The sequence below is a fragment of the Colwellia sp. 20A7 genome (assembly GCF_009832865.1).
Lineage (GTDB): Bacteria > Pseudomonadota > Gammaproteobacteria > Enterobacterales > Alteromonadaceae > Colwellia.
This window is the reverse complement of the sequence record NZ_CP047130.1, coordinates 4276071-4296659: the sequence shown is the minus strand read 5'-3', so window position 1 is coordinate 4296659 and position 20589 is coordinate 4276071. Positions and strand designations below refer to the sequence as shown.

Below are 20589 nucleotides of genomic sequence, written 5' to 3'. Positions count from 1 at the left end.
GATGTTTGTGTCAGGTTTAACAATGATTCACACTTAAAAAAGCTAGTCGCTAATAAATTGATCAAATATGATCAGGTTTAATTGTTAACACTTTATAAAGCTGATTTGAGAGTTTGAGGATGGTAAGTCGACAAAGTGGACATTCGGCATTAGCTGCCCATTACGACAAATATTAGCCAAAGAACTAAACCGCTCCGCGGTAATGGCGTACTTGGCTAGCTCTGTATTACCTTCTAATTTTCATATTCTTTTCTACTCTTAGTATTGAGGCATTTCGTCTCAATTAACGAGGGGTTTTAACATGATTTTTTCTACTTATTTTAATCCTGAGCTGAGCCAACGTTTCACTGAAGACATGGTTATCCGTAATCTTACAGCTAAAACACAAATAGATTATGTCCGAGCACTAAATCGTTTTTGTGAAAACACAAACATTCACCTGAACATGCTACCCGTGACAATTTACGCGAGTTCCAATTGTTTTTAGTTAAAGACGGCGCAACAGGACCAACGATTAATAGCACCCTTTCTGGTTTAAGGTTTTTATATAATGTTACGTTAGATAAACCACAGCTACTCACCAAATTAACCACTGTTTCGGTCGCACGTAAGTTACCTATTATTTTAAGTCTAGAAGAGATAAAGCTGTTTCTTGCAAGCGCTGCTCACCCCAAATACCATGCTGCATTTTCTGTTGCTTATGGTGCGGGGCTTCGCGTTAGCGAAGTTGTTTCGCTTAAAGTCTCAGATATAGACAGTGAGCGTATGGTGCTTCGCGTTGAACAAGGTAAAGGAAGCCGAGATAGATACGCTATGTTATCTCCTGCGCTACTCGCGCATTTACGACAATGGTGGTTGTTTGCTAATAAACATGGGCAAATGCACCGTGAAGGTTGGTTGTTCCCAGGACTTAATCCAATTAATCATATGACGAGTCGTCAGCTTTCTAGAGTTTGTACAGCTACAGCCAATAATGCTGGTATTAATAAAAGGGTATCGATGCATACCTGACGTCACAGCTTTGCGACACATTTACTTGAAGCGCATGTTGATATACGTGTCATACAGGTATTGCTTGGGCATGCTAAATTAGGTACCACGGCTTTATATGCTCAGGTCGCAACAAGCTTATTACGCGAAGTTATCAGTCCACTTGATGCTTTAGAAAACAAGGATAAGACAAAAGATAAGGACAAGTCGTGAGTATTCACCATGACTCGTCCTCAATTAGAAATATCTGATATATTTCGACATCATGGTCAACAATGGCGTGAACACAATCAAGGACATATTAACCTCAGTCAATTGAAAATCATGTCAGCCATTGAAAATTGTCGAACAGAGGTGTTAGGTGGCCATCAACTTTATTGCCAATCATGTCATAAGACGCATATTTCTTATAACTCATGTCGTAATAGACATTGCCCAAAATGCCAAGCAAGCTCAGCAAAAAGATGGCTTGAAGCGAGACAAGCGCAACTACTACCTGTCGATTATTATCATTTGGTTTTTACCTTACCAAAAGAAATCGCAGACATAGCCTACTACAACAAGTCGATAATGTATGGTTTATTACTGAAAACTGCTGCACAAACGCTTCTAACGATAGGCGCTGATGAAAAGCGACTCGGCGCTAAATTAGGGGTTACTTTTGTCCTACATACATGGGGATCTGCGATGACTCATCATCCACATGTGCATGGTATTGTACCAGGCGGTGGTTTGTCTCTTGATGGGGAGAAATGGGTATCGAGTAAATCAGGCTTCTTCCTGCCTGTTCGTGTGTTATCTCGATTGTTTCGTCGACTATATCTTGAGAAATTAGCGCAAGCTTATCAACAAAACCAACTGGTATTCTTTGGTAAAAGTAAGCAGCTTGAAGATGAAGTGTCGTTTACGCAATGGCTTACGCCATTACGAAAAAAGGAATGGGTCGTTTATGCTAAAAGACCTTTTGCAGGGCCTAAAGCTGTTTTCGCTTACCTTGCTCGTTATACACACCGCGTAGCCATATCCAATAGTCGCTTGGTTAAAAGTGATGAAAAGGATGTCACGTTTCGTTGTAAAAACTATCGTGCTAAAGCGTCAAAGCGATACCGAACGATGACATTAAGCCATGGTGAATTTATACGGCGCTTTTTATTACATGCTTTACCTTCAGGGTTTCAACGTATTAGACATTATGGCTTGATTGCAAATACGACTTGTAAGAAGAATTTAACTAAAATTAAGGGCCTACTCAATGTAAAAGTGCCGGAAGTAACCACAAGGGAATTAGTTGAGGGTAAATCACTTCCACCTGCAAAAGGTATTGTATTTACCTGCCCAAAATGTAGTGGGCCAATGATTATTAGTGAGATTCTACTTTGTCAGTTGAAGCCTCGCGCACCACCAATCAAGCGTGTAAATTAGCAAATAGAAATAAGTGTTAATATTATCGAATGTTGATAAGGGATCGCTTTGCCAAAAACACCACAATAGCGAATATGGCGCTATACTTCATTGAGTTTTTACTCGTTAATAAGTCGCTTATGCCAACTAAAACCAAGCAACATCAAGCGTTAATTCAAAATTACCCAATAAAACCCTCAACCACGATATAGCAATCCCCATAGTAAGTGTTTGTGTCACGCGGTTTCGTTCTCTGGAGTTTGTTATACACCCGTCTGAGGAGTGAAGCTTGTGGATCTTATGGTGTTTTGTCGCGACTGGTATCTAACAAACCTAAACAACAGCTGACCTTAGCTTTTGAGTTACTAACGTCAGTTCATTGAGCCTAAAAAGGGAAAAAATAAAATTAAAAAACCGTCGATAAAATATGTTATTGGCGGTTTTTTATGCAATTATCCAAATGAACACTATGTTGCTTTTAGTACCATTTTAGCGGTTTTAGTTAATCGACCTAACGTGATATCAAATACTCACCGAATAAATTTATAAGTACAATTGGAATCGAGCCATATTCACCTGAAAATAGTAACACATGACCTAAAAGAGGCTTTGTGCCCATGTCCTTGATAACCTTATTTTGATAGAGCCTCCTGTTAATTCTGCTTGATTGCTTGTCTTGCTGCTTTTTGTAAACGGCCGATAGTGACACTAAACACCCATCGAATAAATTTTTCGGTGAACTCAATAGGTATACTGACACCTTTGCCTGCAAAAGCTAACATGCACGCAAGCAACCCTCTTAATGGCTCTGTTTGCTCTGTTTTTATTTTTGCAATATCCGCGAGAGTGCGCGCCATAACATCGTAAACAGTGCCAATAGCGGTACCAGCAACTTGTAGGCTGGCAATAATACCGGTAGCGCCACCGTCTATCATTACCGCTGCGGCTATTTTATCAGCCCAATGAGTAGAGTATGTAGTATGCAAACGGTTGTTATAATTGAGTACTACCCGTTGGCTAACCGAAGTTGCAGATTGGCGGTATAAGCCATCCCAACTACTGTGGTTCGCCGTTTTAATATATGCAGGTCCTTTTATCATTGAATGAGCTGAAGTGTCGATACCTTGAGCGCGAGACAATACATATTCATTACCATTTAATGGCGCATGATAAAACGGCCACAGCGGTACTTTAGGTACGGGATCGGCTCCGTGTACACATCTAAACATTTTATCAACACGAGCACTGTGGTGTATGACAAAGTCTTTTTTGCCTACGCGCGGCGCGCCAAAAGTGTATAAATAAACTGTTTTCTTAAATTCTGTTTTTATCCAGTCTGCGGCCAATGTTGCTAAACCGCCACCTAAACTATGCCCCACACAATGTACAATGCCTTGCTGCTTTCTGACTTCGGGTTGATTAAAGTAGTCATAAAGAGAAGGTCTTAACGAGGCAAAACTGCGTTGAAATCCCGTATGTACTGCCTGACTATTATCGCTATTAGTACTATGACAAGTAACATCTGTCAGTGCATCCGCTAAAGAGTCGGTTCCTCGAAAAGCAACAACATGATCTTGTTTGTGTAGTGTGCTATGTCCTTGGCCAATTAAAGCAAAACCTGTTTCTTGACGCCAAAAAAAGCCGCCCGAAGTGCCTTTATGAACATTTTTAGATAGGTTAAATTTAAAATTGCTTTTTGTTTCAGGGTTAAGTATTAATTTATCACTTTTATTTAGAGGACCTTTTATACTGTATGATACTAAAGCTAGATCAGAAGCCACTCGTGGTGATATTGCTGTCATAATGTTTCCTTACGTTATGTATTTATAAAAAGTAATAATTTTGCTTTAATTAACTTCAGCGTATGAGGTAATTAATTCATTATTGTAATAGGTCGAAATTAACTCGCTTTGCCAGTAGCAAATAGATATGACTCCTTGAGAAGGCATTCCACCGAAATCTGTTGTATCTATTTGATGCTGTACTTCTTTATTTTGTAAGTCAGCATTAAGTTGTAACAATAAATCAGACATCGGCTGTATTGGATCCCAAGGTTTTCGAGTGAACCATAATGAATATAAATCCTCACCACGCTCAACATAAACCGATTGTTTAACTAACATATTCTGACCAAACAAATCACCGGGCATACGAGATTTTATTATCATAGGCTTAAAAGAAAACTCACCATTTTCATTGGTAAAAGTATGCTCTAATTGTTCTTTTCCTTTTTCATACCCTTCATACGAAAGGCTGCGTGCGACTTGCATCCCCACGATAGGTTTACCACCGTCGGTAATACGACCACGTACTTCTGGGGACATTTCTACCGTATGACGTTTAAAAAAACCAAACATGGCTTGACTCTCCATAGAGTAAATAAATAGAGCTATAAGGGTTAAACACAGAATAAATAAGCTGATAGGAGAAAGTAATTTACGATACGATTGATCCTTCAACATAATAACACCCTCCTTTGACGTTATGCTTAATAATAGGTTGAAGATTATATTAAGCTATTTAAAGTAAATCAATAAGTCGCTTATAATATAAGTTTGCTCAGTAGTAATATATAAAGCAATCAGGATAACAAACTAATAATTCATGCAGTGTTAAGCAAAACATTGTCCCTATAACTAATATGAAGAGTTCACCAAAATGGTACAAATAATTATCTAGGCGAGAATTACGCGTGGGTATTGGTTGTTGGTCAACGACGAGATTAAATCTTTGACTGACTTTACAAAGATAAAACAGTGAATTAAGTATTTTATCTAACGTCTGCTCTACGCCCTGAGACCTTTAACAAGCTTTTTCTTTAAAAAGTAATGGGGAATTCCTGTCGCTCAATGCTTTTAAATACTTAGCTTCATTGTATGGCTCTTTAGTTTTCCAGCAACGATATACGATCCGTATCCACTTAAATGCTAACGAACGCACAGCTGCCTGGTGGGTATTACCTTTTTCCCTTTGCTGCTGATAATAAATTTCCGCCCAATAAGATTGCCTTATGCTTTTAGCCGCCCACTCTATAAATGATTGGCGAGTAAATTTACTACACTGATATCGCCAATGGATCCAGCTCTTTTGACCACTACGCACCGTTACGGGCGCTATCCCTGCATACATTTGAATTTCCGATGCGCTATTGAATCGACTACGGTTTTCCCCAATAGCCACTAATAGCCTAGGTGCTAAACATGGGCCAGTACCCGGCAATGAGTTGTAAAGCTCTGCATCAGGCACAGCATTAAACAACTCACTAATTTCTTTATCAAAGACCTTAATAACCTTCACAGCAACAAGCATTTGATTAGCTAATGCAACTGCAAGCAGTTGGTGCGACTCGATGACTGCGTTATCGAGCGTGAGTGGCTCTGCTTCACTAATAGACTGAATACGCTTAACGCTATATGCCGCAGTGCGTCCTGGGTATGAACCAAAGAACTTTTTCAATGTATCAGCTCTAGCTCTTTTAAGTTTTTGTAGGTTGGGCCAACGTGTAATGAAATCACAAAACATCCCAGACCCTCGATGTGAAAACCAATCGAGTAAATGAGGGTAATATTCTTTAAGTGTAATGATTAATCGGTTGCTAAACCGCCTTTTGTCTTCAACTAACTTACGACGCTGTTCGACTAGATACGTCAACTTCCTAACCGATTCACTTTCCATTTTTAATGCTTTAATTTTATTGGGATATCTCAGCATTAAATCTAAAGCAAGCTCGGCGTCCGTTGGGTCGTCTTTTGCACCGCTGGGTGAAAAAGCTTTACGGTATTGAGCTAACATTGAAGTGTTAACGGGATGAATAGTGACAAAATCAAACTTTTGAAGTGCGTAAACTATAGGCCCTTTGGATAGTTCAATAGCAACAGCTATTTGTCCTTTGTATTGCTTATGAAGACTGCTTATCCATTCGTTGATCGACTTAGGTGAGTGCTTAATTACTTCAAACTTTCGTGTACTTGAATTAGCCACTTGAACACATACATCGTGCTTATCATTTGCCCAATCAATACCAATATAAACTGAAAACTTAGTCATAATTACCTCCAATTGTTATTGTCAGCATGTATGCCAAAGCTTTTCGAAAGCGATATAGATAGCGTTTATGGGCAAGCCCTGAGTATTCGTTTTTAAGCTAAGGCGTCCCTATGACATCGAAAGTAAAGCGGTAACCATCGAAATGATATCGTATCAATATTCGTATGAAATAGGCACATGATCTGAACACCCTAATTATAGACTTATTCAGACTGAAAGGACTATATTCGTATCCTAGCCGACTTAACTTTAGGTAAGTATAGCCATTATTTTTGACCGATTTAGGTTCTGAATAGCCATCAGATGAGTCAATGAATAGACTGTTTATGATATGATTAATGTCTGGGATAGTACACTGAGTTGAGTTCAAAAATCAGTTAATTATTCCTCAGTTTCAAGATATATGGATAAACTAGAATTTTATACGTTTAGCGAATAACAAAGTCGATAAAAACGAGAGCAGTACAAATAATCAGTAAAGTAATAGAAGGCCATTTTACCCAGTGAGTTTTAAGCCATAAAATGCGCAAAGCACTCGTTTCTTCTACGTTTTTCAATTTTCCGGTTTGTCTTAATCGTAAGAAGTACATATAAATGCCACTAAAGCTAAGAAAGCTTAAGGCAAGACCAAAGACAAACCAAACATACCGGTATATCCAACTTGAAAATGTACCAAAATGTAGTGGGTCTGCGGCTTCAGATATTCGAAGGTGCCAATTTAACTTATCGCCTTCTCGGCCACCAATGTACTCACCACTAAGGCTATCAAATACTTTTTTATTAGCACGATCTCTTACTAATAAAGCATGTTCTTGTCCGTCAATTTCAATCCGTTGTTGATCAGGAGTAAAACGTATTTGGTTAATAATATAGTGAGGATTATGCGTTGATAGATATTCAACAGCCTTTGATAATGCTGTTGTTGATGATGACGTTATATCAGTTGATGAAACTGTTGTTACACTATTTTCTATGGTTGGATAACTAGCGTTAGCCCCCCATTTTTCAGCTAAGTACCAAGTACCAGTGAGGCTAATGATCAACACAAGCCATAAACTCCACAAACCAATAAGTTTATGTAATTCAGCCCAAAATAGGCGTTTTGTACTGGCTTCTTTTCGTGGTGTTGTGGCAGGTGCTAATGTTTTACTTGCATTGAAGCTTGATTTTATACGACCAAATGCAAAGAAATATCGCCACCAATGTCGATATATATAAAATGAAGTAATGAATAGTAATAGCATTGCTAGGCCTAGTAGACCAACAATAGTAATCCCCCATTGGGTCGGTAGCATTAAATGTCGGTGTACCTGTCGAAAAAAGCGTTGCCAATTAAGCCATAGACCTTCACCTGTAATGCGATGATCAAATGCATCGAGATAAATTCTAAATCGTTCACCTTCAATATCACGCGCGATCACTTCAATATTATGCCATGGTAATTGAGGCCTATTAATACTGTCTATTTTGGTTTCAGGGAAGTGATAATTAACTCGCGTTAATAATGCTGGCCAATTTAATTTTTGGTCATCGGTTACTTGGTGTTCAGCTCTAATAGCGGAGTTAGTTAACCAATCTAAATCAGTTGAAATGGTTGCGAATGTTCCGGTTACTAACACAAAAGAAAGCAGCAGACTTAAATGAAAGCCTGCCCAGTGATGTAGCGAAAACCAATTTTTTTGTGTCATAAAATAGAAGGGTGAGTTTAAATAAATTTAAGCGTCATTTCCTTAAGGGATTAAAATTGGTAAGTTAATTGGCCGATAACACTGCGCGGACTTCCAGGAAAGTGGCCATTACGCTGACTGAAACCGCTAACAGCATATTCTTTATCTAGTAGGTTATCGATATTAATGCTTAGCAGTAAATCGTCCCATCTTGTTGTCCAACTCATATCAAACACGGTAAAAGGTTTAACCGTTTGCCCATCTAAACTATATTGTTTACTAACATAATTTACACCAAAGGCAATTGATGAATCAATAGTGCTTATTGCATATCGAGTCCATAATCCTGCTTGATGCTTAGGTGCGTTAGTAAATTTGCTTCCATCACCAAAGGCATTAGTAATTGTATCGCCAGTGACACCTTTAATAACCGAAGTGTCGTTGTATGCATAGTTAGCTGTAATCGTGATATTGTCATTAATATCACCGACTAAGGTGGATTCAAATCCGTTACTTTCTACTTCTCCAACATTAAGTAATTCAGGAATTCCGCTATCACCGGCATTTTCATCTGGATTTGACATCACTACATTTTGCTTATTAATGCGATAAATAGCGAAAGTACTCATCATTTTTCCGTCGAACCACGAATTTTTTATACCAATTTCTGTTTGTTTACCTGTTTCTGGCTCTAGTAACCCTTCACTAGCAACGCCTTCTTGATCGCTTGAAGATACAGGATTGAAACTCTCAGAGTAGTTGATATAAACAGATAAGTTTTCTTGTGGTTGATACGTTAACGCAACGCGTGGTGTTACACCATGGTCAGAGTAGCTATAACCTGTGGCTTGATTATATTCTTTAAAATTGTCGTAACGAAGACCTGCTATAAATGTCCATTGTTCATTAAATTTCATCACATCTTGTACATAGATACCATAACGATCAGTATTGACACCGTCGCCACCTTGATCTGTTAAGTTGTATGTTGAAGGGTCTGTTAAGCCATAATTTAGTGTGAAAATATTAAGATTTTCTACGCCATCCGCTTCGTATCGAGCACGTAAATAGTCATATTCTGTGTCAACGTGATGAATATCTGCCCCGAATAATAACTGATGATCTATGCTGTCTGTATCAAGCAAATAAACAAAATCTGTCGTTAAGCTGCTTTCTTTATTGGCACGGTATTGTTTACGGTATTCACGTTTAATTGTTTGGTCGTCAATATTTGCTTCACCATCACCGTTTACATCTACCCATTCACGAGACTCATGATATGCTTGGTCACGTTCGTTATCTAAATAACGAAATGTTGTATCAACATAAAAATCATCAGTAAAATAATGATTTAAGTTTGCTTGTAACACTAAGGCTTCCATATTTTGGTAGTCGAATTTTTCGTTAGCGTTATACGATGGATCAACAAGGAAATTACCTTGATCATCGGTAGGTACACCACGTAAGCGATTACCGCCTAAGTCTTGTTTAATCCAGTCAACACTGGTTGTTAATGTCGTTGCATCGGCAAGGTTAAAGGTTAAACCACCGACTATTTCGGTGTTTTTAGCGTCAGCATTATTTCTAAAGCTATCTTCTTGCTCGTAAAACCCACCTAATCGGTAAGCAACATCTTCCGACAATCCACCGGTTAAGTCTAATGATGCACCGCGTGTAGCGTTATCACCAAGGGTAAGCTTTACTATACGCTTATCATTGAAACTTGGTTTTTTAGTGACGTAATTAATCATACCACCGGGTTCACCGCCACCGTACAGTGCTGAGGCAGGACCTTTAAGCACTTCTACACGATTAACATTGAAAAGTTGTGGTACACCAAAACCTGAATAAGGGTCGCCTCTAACGCCATCGTAAAACACATTAGCATCATCACGAAATCCACGGAAAGTTACACCTGAGTAGCTAAATTCACTCACACCAGCAATAGAACGATAAAGATCGGTAATATCTCGTGCAGCTTGGTCAATAATAAGTTGTTCAGTTAATACCTGTGCTGATTGCGGTAATTCAAGTAAAGATAAGTCAGTTTTAGTACCAATTTTACTTTCAGTTTCTAGGTAAAACTGCTGCGCTCGGCCAACAACTTCAATTGTCTCAATTTTTTCATTTGTTGCAGCGGATAAATTATCTGAAATGATAAAAGTAGACAGGGATAAACAAACTAATATTTTTTTTCTTGTAAACATCACAACGCCTTAAAGAACAAAATCACTGGTAATAATTGTGTAAATGGTAACTATTATCATTATTATAAGCAATTAAATAGTGTATATACTTTAAAGTAATCAGTATTAATAGACGATTTTTACATTAGGTTGATCGTTTTGTCGGCATAAATATTTACATAGTAATGCTTACTTTTGTGATGGTATTTATATGTAAAAATTGTAACCATATGTTTTTAATTGACTTATTTTTTTTTGAGTAGCGTTTGATTGGCAAGTGGTAAATAATTGGCCACTTAACCGATAATTATACTGAATAACAATACAACATGTATGATAATGGGGGACTAGATGCTTCTAAGGCTTTAGTGCTACCATGATATATCACATGGAAAATTAACATCATATTTCAAAGACACTTTTCTATAAGTGTGGCTAAGTCGAAGAGTTAATAATAAAAATTTATGACTAACAATACATTTACACCTGAATTACTTGAACAAAATTTTACCCTGAATGAGTGGAAAAAAGGAACAAGGATTTTTCAAAACAAAGGTGTTAAAACTTGCGCCCTTGATGGAGAAACTATTCGAGGTGTCGTTTTTAGTGAACGTTCTCGTCAGGACAGTTATTTAACACGTTTAATTTTTAATAATAAGTCGGGTGTTATTGCCAGTTATTGTGATTGTTATATTGGCCGCGATTGTAAACATGGCGCGGCATTAGCCCAGTGTTTCATTCTGCAGAACTTTGATGAGAGTAGTACCGCTTCTTCTGAGAAAGTTATTGAAAAATGGATTAATCGTTTTCAAGCACAACCGAGTCGTTATCAGTCTAATAGCCAACAAAAATCACTCGTCTATTTCTTACAACCAAACAGTTATAACGAAGACGACTACCTTACCTTAGAAGTTAAGTCTACGCGGCCAAAGAAAAGTGGTGGCTGGAGCAAATCACTTATTAGTGAATATTCTACAACCTCTCTCATTAATAGTTCTTATGCAAATAATGATGATGTTGCTATTCTTACTGAACTGATGCGAACGAATCAATTTGGTGAAAATATTAAATATTTTGATTTGTTTGAACGTATTATTAACACCAATCGTTGTTTTTGGCATGCCAATTATGACTTAGATCAAGCGATTACTTTAGGTGAGCCGTTAGAGGCAAACTGGCAATGGTTATCACTAGATAACAGCTTACATACTCTACAACTGGTTTTAAAAGAGCCTTCAACGAGTATACATATTATTAAAGCACAACCACTGTGCTATTACGATGAAGAACATAATTGCTTTGGAGAAATTAAAACCAATACGCAATGTGATTTTGAAGCTGATTTACTTAATTCTCCTATTTTTGAAGAAGATAAATTACCTTGGGTAATGAATAAATTATCCATGTCTTTGGGAGATGCTGTTCAGCGTTTACCTAAGCCTAAAACACAATTTTCACAAGAATTAACAAAGCCTGAGGTGTATTTACATTTTTCTACACCTGCAAGAGCAGAGCCTCAGTCGGGCTATGTCAAAGTTAATTTTTCTTATCAAGGCCATTTAGTTAATCCGCATAATGAAGATGCTACTGTTAGTGACCCTGACAATAACACCAAGCTTTATCGTGATTTATCTTTTGAACAATCGGTTATTGATAAACTAGATACCTTGCATTTTTTAACTCAGCCTAAGCGTAAGGCTTATACTCACCAAGGTTTTTTAAAAAAAGAAAAACCAGCTGAATTTTTAATGTTAATGCAAGGTCGCTATTTTTGGCATCGCTTTTTAGATCAAAAACTACCCTTGTTGAAAGAATTAGGGTGGCATATAACTTTTACGGACGATTTTCATTATAAAGCACTAACTACCGATAGCGTATTTGATGCAGAAGTAATTGAAACTGGTGATCATGATTTTTTCTCATTAGGACTAAACTTAACGATTGATGGCAAAAAAATGCCAGCATTTCCTATTTTGATTAGCGCGATTGAGCAGTTGCCTAGATCCGCACTTTTTAATCAGGAAATAGATGATAGTGAAACAGATGCTAAAGAAAAAGAACTGCAAATAGAGCCTGATGCACCAATTTATGTTGATTTAGAAAATGGTGAGTTTGTTGCTTTACGCTATAAAAGTGTACAACCAATTTTAAAACAATTTATTGAATTGTTTATGCCTAATGCGTTAAACAAAGACGGCACTATGGAGTTGTCACGTTTTCAAAGTCATCAAACTTTATCAATGTTAGATGATCAAGGAATGGTAGCAACAGGCACAACTAAGTTAAGAGCACTTGCTGATAAATTGAAAAACTTTCAACAAGTTGATTCAGTTACCGTACCAGAAGGCTTAAATGCAACGTTAAGAGCTTATCAGCATCAAGGGTTAAATTGGTTGCAGTTTTTGCGAGAGTATCAATTAAATGGTATTTTGGCCGATGATATGGGGCTAGGAAAAACCATTCAAACCTTGGCGCACTTATTAATTGAAAAGCAGCAAGGTCGAATGACTAAACCTGTATTAATTGTGGCGCCAACAAGTGTTATTTTTAACTGGGCAAATGAAATAGAGAAATTCACACCAGAGCTTTCTTATCAAATATTACATGGTACAAAACGTAAACAGCACTTTGGTTGTCTTGAAGGTGATGAAGGGCTTGAACAATCGGTTGATATTATTATAACCAGTTACGCTTTAATAACTAAAGATTTAGAACATTATTGCGAACAACAATTTTATTACCTAATTCTTGATGAAGCGCATTATATAAAAAACACCAAAACTAAATTATATCAAGCGTTTATGTTGCTTAAAGCCAAACATAAATTATGTTTGACAGGCACGCCAATGGAAAATCATTTAGGCGAATTCTGGGCACAATTTAACTTTTTACTGCCTGGATTTTTAGGCGGACAAAAACAGTTTACTAAGCTTTTTAGAACGCCAATAGAGAAACATGGTGAACAAGAGCGTAAACAGTTATTAAATCAACGTATTAAGCCGTTTATTTTACGTAGAACTAAAGACAAAATAGCAACTGAATTACCGAAGAAAACAGAAATTATTCAGACTTTACGTATTGAAGGCAAACAAGCTGAACTTTATGAGTCGGTACGTTTAGCAATGGATAGTCGTTTAAAAGATATTATTGCTGATAAAGGCTTAAAGCGTAGTCAAATTGAAGTATTAGACGCTTTATTAAAGCTAAGACAAGTTTGTAATCATCCTAAATTGTTGTCTCTTAAAGGGGCTGACAAGGTTAATCAATCAGCTAAGCTTGATTACTTAATGGAAACACTGCCTGAGCAAATTGCTGAAGGTCGTAAGATACTTATTTTTTCACAGTTCACCAGTATGCTGGCGTTAATAGAAGATGAATTAATAAAAGAAGATATTGGTTATGTTAAGTTAACAGGATCAACCAAAAACAGACAAGAAGTTGTTGATAAATTCCAAGCAGGTGAAGTACCGGTATTTTTAATTAGCTTAAGAGCAGGTGGTGTTGGCTTAAACTTAACTGCGGCAGATACGGTTATACATTTTGATCCTTGGTGGAACCCTGCGGTAGAGAATCAAGCGACAGATAGAGCTTATCGTATTGGACAAAATAAACCTGTTTTTGTTTACAAGTATATTATTGAAAATTCAATTGAAGAAAAGATTCAAAAAATACAAAAAAATAAAGCAGAGTTAGCTAAAGCATTATTGTCGGAAGAAGTAAGTGATAACAAACTGAGTTTAACTGATGATATTCTAAGTTCGCTGCTTGCGCCGTTAAGTTAGCATATAAGTAAACCTAACTACGCTATATTTGTACCAATTTGAATGCGTTTTAACTAGTATTCACTACTAGTTAAAACGTTATGTAATTAATGAACTTGAAATTAGAAAGTATATTGTGCTCTTAAAGTAATAGCATTCCCTGCGTCAAATTCAGTACTGTTTTTCAATTGCTTGGTTTTTATATAGTCAGCCATGAATTTAAGGTTTTTGTCCATGGTATAGTTTACGCCGACTGAATAAATTTGTGCTTTCTCTGCTTCGTTAACTAATTCTAATTCACTATATCTGCTCGTTAATTCCCAGCCCGGTGTAACAACACTACCCAATTCACCTTTTTTATATTCTCGGTTGTCACCCGACAATTGATAGCTTACTTGTAAGTAGCCACCTTCATAATCATACTCTTGTGAATTAACATCAGTTACTCGGGCTTTCTGCCATTCTGCCGTTGTCGTAAAACCATGTTGTTGCCATAGAAATTCTATTCCTTGTAAAGAAACATCTTCAGCTAATAGATCTGTACCCTCAAATAAAGAGTCAGAAAAATTGACTTCAAGGGGTTCATTAATACGATATTCACTCCCATCAAGATCGCGCTCACTAAATGCGACACCCAGGTGAATCAGATTATTATCTTGTTGCCAAGGAAGCCAAGTCAATCTCCCTGTTACGGCTGAGCTACTTTGAGTTTCGTCGGGTCTAAAATAACCAAGTTGCCATGTAAACGATGAGAAATCACCCGATAAATTGGCCCCGATAGAACGTCCAGGACTAAGGGCTTCGGTAACTAAGCTGCGCTCCATCATCATGGTGTTACGTGAACTGGTTAACTTTTCTAAGCCAAAGCCTTCTTTTTGTTGTCCTAAGGTAAGATCCGCCCATTGCCAGCCGCTATATTTTAGATACGCGTCTTTAATCTCTGCTGTGTCATCGGAAAACCCTAATTGTAGTTTTGTTTTCCAATTATCATTAATTTTATTTTTAAAGCTAAGTCGAGCGCGACGAATAGCTGTTTCGCTTGTTGGCTCGCCCTCATTTTCTAAAAAGGAATCGTCAAAATCATTATGATCAATCATAACGTAACCACTGATATCAACATCATTACTTTTTGCTTGTAATATTGGGCTAAGTACACAGCAAGATAATGTAAATGTTATTAATTTTGCAAGTAAGGGAGTCTGGTTCATAGTATTACCTCTAGCTTGTTTTAATTAGAGTTTGTGAAGCTGCATGAGCCGCATTGCGGGCCTGCGGGCTATAACTCACCATTAATTGAGCGGTATCACGCAGAAAGTCGATATGTTCAATTTCTACAGTTTCAACTTGTAACCCCGTTCTTATCCTTAAGTCGTTAATTAATATATTTCTATTTGCAGGCGTTATATTTTCTATACGTTCATAACAAATACTTTGTGTTAGATAACCTTTGCTAAATAGTTTGGAGTCCATTACAAAAGCGAGGAGACAAATCACAATGTTAAGTGTCATTAAATCCATTAAGTTCATTTGACCAACCGATGTTAATAAAGCAATCGCGGTTACTAAAAACAAGTAAGTCATTTCTTTAATAGAAATAGATTCAGTTCGGTATCTGAGCATAGTGAAAACAGCAAATAGTCCGAAAGAAAACTCCATAGACATATCAACGCCATGCAGAAGGTAAGTGATCACAAAAATACCCACACCAAATAAAACAAAGGAACTTGCTACGGTTGAGTTTTTGTTAACACGATAATAACAGGCGTAACATAATAGAAATAATGACGCTAAGTTTATGAAAAAACGGGTGATAAAAATGATGTCTAATTCAGTCATACTAATTACTCTTTAAAAATGAAGTTTGCTCAATGCGGTTAAGTTTTTCTATATGTGACAAAATGGCTTTAAATTGATTCGATTTTATTGACGTGTTGTATAGCAATGCGCAGCCAATACAGTACTTACTAAAAGAAGTAGGAAAAATATTATTGGTGCTCATTAGTTGATAAAAAGTTGAACGTTTAGACTTTTTATTCTGTTTAAGCTCTGCAATAAAAAAACCAGGAAGTTTAACGTTGTTATTTCCTCTACGGTCTTGATACCAAAGTTCAAAGTCTAGCGTTAGTCGTTCTGCCTGTGCTTCGTTGGCTAGTGCAATACGCTTGTAACCACCTTGCTGGCTGATATCTAAGGTATTAACGTTGATGTGCATTTTTTTATCAATAAATTGCGCACATCGAGCATACTCATTTTCTTCACCAGAAAGCTTAATTCGACTTTTGATAGTACGTTTTTTATTGTTTTTTAGTTTTACTTCTAAAAATTCAGTATTCGTATCAACATAACGACGACGACGTACTTTATAGCGGTTTAATTTACCATTATGGTGATCGTGGTACAGTGACATATTGGGTGTGTCAAAATACTGATTGTGGTAACTAGAAACTCGATTACTGTTTATTTCAAGTACGGTATATGAGCTTTTTAACTGTATAAGTAAATCAGGTAAAAATGCTAATGGCAGAATAAATTTACTATCCACTCTATTCATTAAATTAGCCGCATCAAGGTCATTAAGTCCATGACTGTTAAATAAACTTAATGCTTCTTCTAACGATGGATGGGGCGAAATTTTTGTATCTGCTAATACGCTCTCTTCATCAAGATTTATTTTGTTTTTTAGATGTAAATCGGGGTTTTGAAAAAAATCATTGTTGTTACCATGATCAAAATTAGGTTGCATAGTTTCCATTGGTTTCTCGCTCAAAATTAATAGTGATAGATGGGAATACAGAGACAGAATTGAGCGTTATATGGCGATGCTCACTTCTGTCACTATAATTATTATTGAGCCTTAACGCGGTGGACCACCAGCTGAGCTACTACAAAAACCACTACCATTATTGGTTGAAGGAAGATCACCTAGCAATTGCTTAGTCATATTCTCTACACGGTAGTCGACAAACTCGGTTAAGCCAAAGAAGTTACTCACTGTCGAATTAAGGTTTTGCTCGAATGCAGCTTCACCATAAAAAGCACTTGGGTCGTTAGCTACATGCTCACGAATTAAGTCCGCAATTTCTGTGACACGTGCACTAAAATTACCACTCGATAAAGGCCCGTCGATTAATTGCCATAAATATTCATGGTAAATAGCTAAGCTGTCATCATCGGCGAATACATTAGCAATCATAGGTCTATCAGCCAGAGCACCACTGGTTGGCTCGTCGATATAAAGCTCTCTCATATCTGCATTACAGTTCATTGAGAATGTGCCAAAAGATTCATTGAAATCCCAAGGTAGGAAACTAAATACGCCATCTTGTTCATAAATGTAGTAGTTATGCGCTAAAGTACCGTGATAGCTATCGAGGTTTGATAGGGCAACGCTAACCGACATATATCTAAGTAAACTATCAGTATCAATTACGTCAGTAGAGCCATTATCCATTTGTTCAACAAAGTTGATAAAGGCGCCGTTGTCAGTGGTATCTTCATTGGTTTGTAAATTAATATCACTGTAGCTGTTAATATCATCATTTATCCAGATAAGATCGCTACCAGTCCCGTCTGGCTTATAAAGGTCACCATTCGAGTTGGCGAAGTTGTTTTCTAAAAATTCACCGTCAATCGCTTCAACCATAAGATATAAGCCAAATAATTCACCATTTACGTAGAAGTTAACATAAGAATTTTTTGGTGTTGCTACACCCATCTCATCCAGTAATTCGTAGGCAATCACTTCACGCATATAAGAAGGGTCGTTGAAAGAGTTTTGTAAGGTAAACTTTTTCAAACCAAAGAATTTCTGTCCGTCAACATATTCATTAATATCAAGTTTAAAGCTATATCTATCACTACTTGATTGCGCAACACTGCTTAAACTTGAGCCGCCTTTGGTACGAATAGCAACACTGTCTAATGTTACACCGTTAAAGGTAATACTGGTTTCATGATATTCTTCGTCAAGTGGGTTATATAAAATATCCTGCCAATTTTCGGTACTGATATTAATGTATAAATTATTAACAATATTTGAATTAAATGCTGTTGATAGTTCATTTTCACTGCCTGGTGTTGGCGTTAAAAAGTCTTTATCCCAACTAGTTTCGCTAGTACTTGAACTATCACTTAATCCATAACTAAAGCCAGCAATAACATCACTATCGTCCCAATCGATATAGTCGACGGTTTCATCATTTAATATAAGACTTAATTCGTCTGTTTTACCTAGTTTAAAAGGAACGTAATAATCATTAGGATCTTCATCTGTTGCGTAAATAACAATATATTCATTAGGCGCTAAAACAATATCAGGAAGAGTTACAGGATCAATGTCATCACTTTCATCAAGGACTTGATAATCGGCTAAAGAAATATTTGTACTGCCATTGTTATATAGTTCAAACCAATCATTACCGCCATCAATATCACTTGCCATAATCTCATTGATTAATAATGGTCCATGAAGTGCAGTGCTATTACTGGTTCTAGGTGAAGGTGTTAGTGTTTGAGTACCATCACTGCCATCAGGGAAGCGACCATAACTATAATTAATTAATGCTTGTCCTTTACTCCATTTAAGTTGGTCAACAAGATCGTCTCCTTGATACAAGCTTAATTGGTCACTTGAACCTAATTTTAAGTTAACGGTTTCGCTATTTTCGACTTCATCACTTGTTGCATATATCTGATAAAACTCTCCTGGATTGAGTGTTATGCCAGGCAGAGAAAATAATTCATCATTTTCATCTGCTATGGTGTAGTCACCTAAATAAACAGCAGTATCTCCAGTAGCATAAAGCTCAAACCAGTCATAACCTCCGTCACTATCATTAGCGACAACTTCATTAATACGTAGTGGTGCATCTTCGTTAAGTATTACATCGCGAATAACTACTTCAGTGGCAGTGTATTCTATATTAGCCTCTCCAGGGGTTGGTGATAACGTTTGCTCACTACCCGAACCATCAACGAATAATCCGTAACTAGTGCCTTCGAGTGCATCGTCTTCTTCCCAGTCTAGTTGATCTACTTGCACATCATCTTTAAATAAGGTGACAGCATCATCACTACCCAGTTTAAAAGTTACATAGTATCCATCGCTAGGTGGAGTGTCGGCTTCATCAATGGCTTGAATAACAATAAAGTCACCTTGTGCTAGTGTGATATCAGGCAAAGCCTGAGCATTGTGTTCTTCATTATCATCTACAATGCTATAGCTTGATAAGTCGACAGGACCTTCAAGTGCATAAAGTTCAATCCAGTCGTTACCACCATCTGCTGCGCTGGCAACAATTTCATTGATAATCAAACTTGAAGAAGTTGAGGGTTGTGTTACTTCGGTTGGGTCACTTTCAGTGGAATCATCTTCACTACTTGAACCACCACAGCCGAATAACAAGCTACTACTGAGTAATAAAGTATAAGATAAGAGATATGAGGATTTCATTTGTTAGCTTCTTAAAAAATCATACGAGAAGTACACTTTATTAAGTGATGGTGCAAACAATGTGCAACAAATGAGGAATATTACAATAGTATGACAAAACTAAAAAAAGCGTTGCCTTTATAAGGGCAACGCTTTTTTCAGAACAACACGAAATAAAACAAGCTAATTAAATTTTATGCAGTCGTATTAATAATGGATTCACCATCTTCAATATCAAATTTTTCAAAAACTTGCGTTAAGATAGATTCCTTATCTTCATCGCTTAATTCGTTGCTGTTACTTGCCGCTAACTTTTCTTCCATCAGCTCTGCTAAGTAATCAACCATTGAAGTGATTTCTTCCGTACTTTGTTTCGGTGGTGGCGGTGGTCTGCTACCGCTTTCAGATACTTTCGCTGAATCACCAATACTTTTTGCATCAAAACCTAAATCAGACATAGATTTTTCAACTGCGGCACTAGGTGAAATGCCAGCTTGTGACAAAGTCTCGACAATACTAAGGGCATCTGATTCGCTCAAATTTTCCGCGTCATATTGCGATAACGTTTCGGTGAGGATACTTTGTTGCTCTTCAGTTAAACTTTGCTCAGTTCTTTGTTGTGGCATTTGCATGCTTGAGCCAATGTTATTAATCATTATTAATTATCCTTACGACCTTTTGGTCTTGGTGGTTTATGATTAGTAAATTCTTCATTACTGATTACGCCATTATTGTCAGTATCCATTTCATCAAATACAGTTTGATGATCACCATGCGGCAGTTCATGAGATGAAAATTCGTCAAAATCGATATCACCATCACTATTACTGTCTATTGATTCAAAAGTAGGGCGAGATGGTCTATCTTCACTGTTTTGATTACTTTTTGCTAATACTTGGCTTGAGGCTAAGACTAATAATGTAACGACTATTGCCTGCTTGATATATATATTCATAAGATCTCCTGTTGCTGCATGGTTACTATTATTGTGAATAACCATGTTCAAAATTACTATGTAAAGCTATTGTTCAACGCTAATTTTCAAAGTAATGTTAACAATAGAAATAGCAAATAATGTGCAAGAAAAGAGGAAATTTTAGAATTGG

Annotated in this window: 13 protein-coding genes and 1 pseudogene; 3 read left to right on the top strand and 11 right to left on the bottom strand. The window is 36.9% G+C overall.

What is annotated here, in order from left to right:
• Nucleotides 1-477 precede the first annotated feature (477 nt).
• Nucleotides 478-1203: pseudogene (locus GQS55_RS18530) on the top strand (tyrosine-type recombinase/integrase).
• 9 nt (nt 1204-1212) lie between these two features.
• The gene (locus GQS55_RS18525) at nt 1213-2412 is read left to right on the top strand and encodes an IS91 family transposase (RefSeq protein ID WP_159820673.1); all 1200 of its coding nucleotides are present in this window, start codon (nt 1213-1215) and stop codon (nt 2410-2412) included.
• A gap of 632 nt (nt 2413-3044) precedes the next feature.
• Here GQS55_RS18525 and GQS55_RS18520 read toward each other — a convergent pair.
• The 5 genes from GQS55_RS18520 to GQS55_RS18500 all read right to left on the bottom strand — a co-directional run bounded on the left by GQS55_RS18520 (nt 3045) and on the right by GQS55_RS18500 (nt 10312).
• Complete coding sequence (locus GQS55_RS18520) at nt 3045-4193, bottom strand: lipase family protein (protein WP_159821994.1); 1149 nt, start codon at nt 4191-4193, stop codon at nt 3045-3047.
• A 45-nt stretch (nt 4194-4238) separates the two neighbouring features.
• Nucleotides 4239-4853 carry a DUF6795 domain-containing protein gene (locus GQS55_RS18515; protein ID WP_159821992.1) on the bottom strand — a complete coding sequence of 205 codons (615 nt, stop codon included), beginning with the start codon at nt 4851-4853 and terminating at the stop codon, nt 4239-4241.
• Nucleotides 4854-5193: 340 nt separating this feature from the next.
• Nucleotides 5194-6438: an IS110 family transposase gene (locus GQS55_RS18510; protein ID WP_159821990.1), complete on the bottom strand. Its 1245-nt coding sequence runs from the start codon at nt 6436-6438 to the stop codon at nt 5194-5196.
• Nucleotides 6439-6866: 428 nt separating this feature from the next.
• Nucleotides 6867-8126, bottom strand: coding sequence for a PepSY-associated TM helix domain-containing protein (locus GQS55_RS18505; protein WP_159821988.1), 1260 nt, complete (start codon nt 8124-8126; stop codon nt 6867-6869).
• 50 nt (nt 8127-8176) lie between these two features.
• Nucleotides 8177-10312, bottom strand: coding sequence for a TonB-dependent siderophore receptor (locus tag GQS55_RS18500; protein ID WP_159821986.1), 2136 nt, complete (start codon nt 10310-10312; stop codon nt 8177-8179).
• A 443-nt stretch (nt 10313-10755) separates the two neighbouring features.
• On the opposite strand from GQS55_RS18500, the gene GQS55_RS18495 reads away from it, so the two are divergent.
• Entirely contained in the window at nt 10756-14073 is a 3318-nt protein-coding gene (locus GQS55_RS18495) for a DEAD/DEAH box helicase (protein ID WP_159821984.1), read from the top strand.
• A 101-nt stretch (nt 14074-14174) separates the two neighbouring features.
• Here GQS55_RS18495 and GQS55_RS18490 read toward each other — a convergent pair whose 3' ends face one another.
• The 6 genes from GQS55_RS18490 to GQS55_RS18465 all read right to left on the bottom strand — a co-directional run bounded on the left by GQS55_RS18490 (nt 14175) and on the right by GQS55_RS18465 (nt 20438).
• Nucleotides 14175-15260, bottom strand: coding sequence for an OprO/OprP family phosphate-selective porin (locus GQS55_RS18490; RefSeq protein WP_159821982.1), 1086 nt, complete (start codon nt 15258-15260; stop codon nt 14175-14177).
• 10 nt (nt 15261-15270) lie between these two features.
• Entirely contained in the window at nt 15271-15888 is a 618-nt protein-coding gene (locus tag GQS55_RS18485) for a DUF4956 domain-containing protein (RefSeq protein ID WP_159821980.1), read from the bottom strand.
• Between the two features lies 1 nt (nt 15889).
• Nucleotides 15890-16804: a polyphosphate polymerase domain-containing protein gene (locus GQS55_RS18480; protein ID WP_159821978.1), complete on the bottom strand. Its 915-nt coding sequence runs from the start codon at nt 16802-16804 to the stop codon at nt 15890-15892.
• Between the two features lie 102 nt (nt 16805-16906).
• The gene (locus tag GQS55_RS18475) at nt 16907-19504 is read right to left on the bottom strand and encodes a CotH kinase family protein (RefSeq protein ID WP_159821976.1); all 2598 of its coding nucleotides are present in this window, start codon (nt 19502-19504) and stop codon (nt 16907-16909) included.
• Nucleotides 19505-19677: 173 nt separating this feature from the next.
• Complete coding sequence (locus tag GQS55_RS18470) at nt 19678-20139, bottom strand: hypothetical protein (RefSeq protein WP_159821974.1); 462 nt, start codon at nt 20137-20139, stop codon at nt 19678-19680.
• A 2-nt stretch (nt 20140-20141) separates the two neighbouring features.
• Nucleotides 20142-20438, bottom strand: coding sequence for an EF-hand domain-containing protein (locus GQS55_RS18465; protein ID WP_159821972.1), 297 nt, complete (start codon nt 20436-20438; stop codon nt 20142-20144).
• Between the last annotated feature and the right edge of the window lie 151 nt (nt 20439-20589).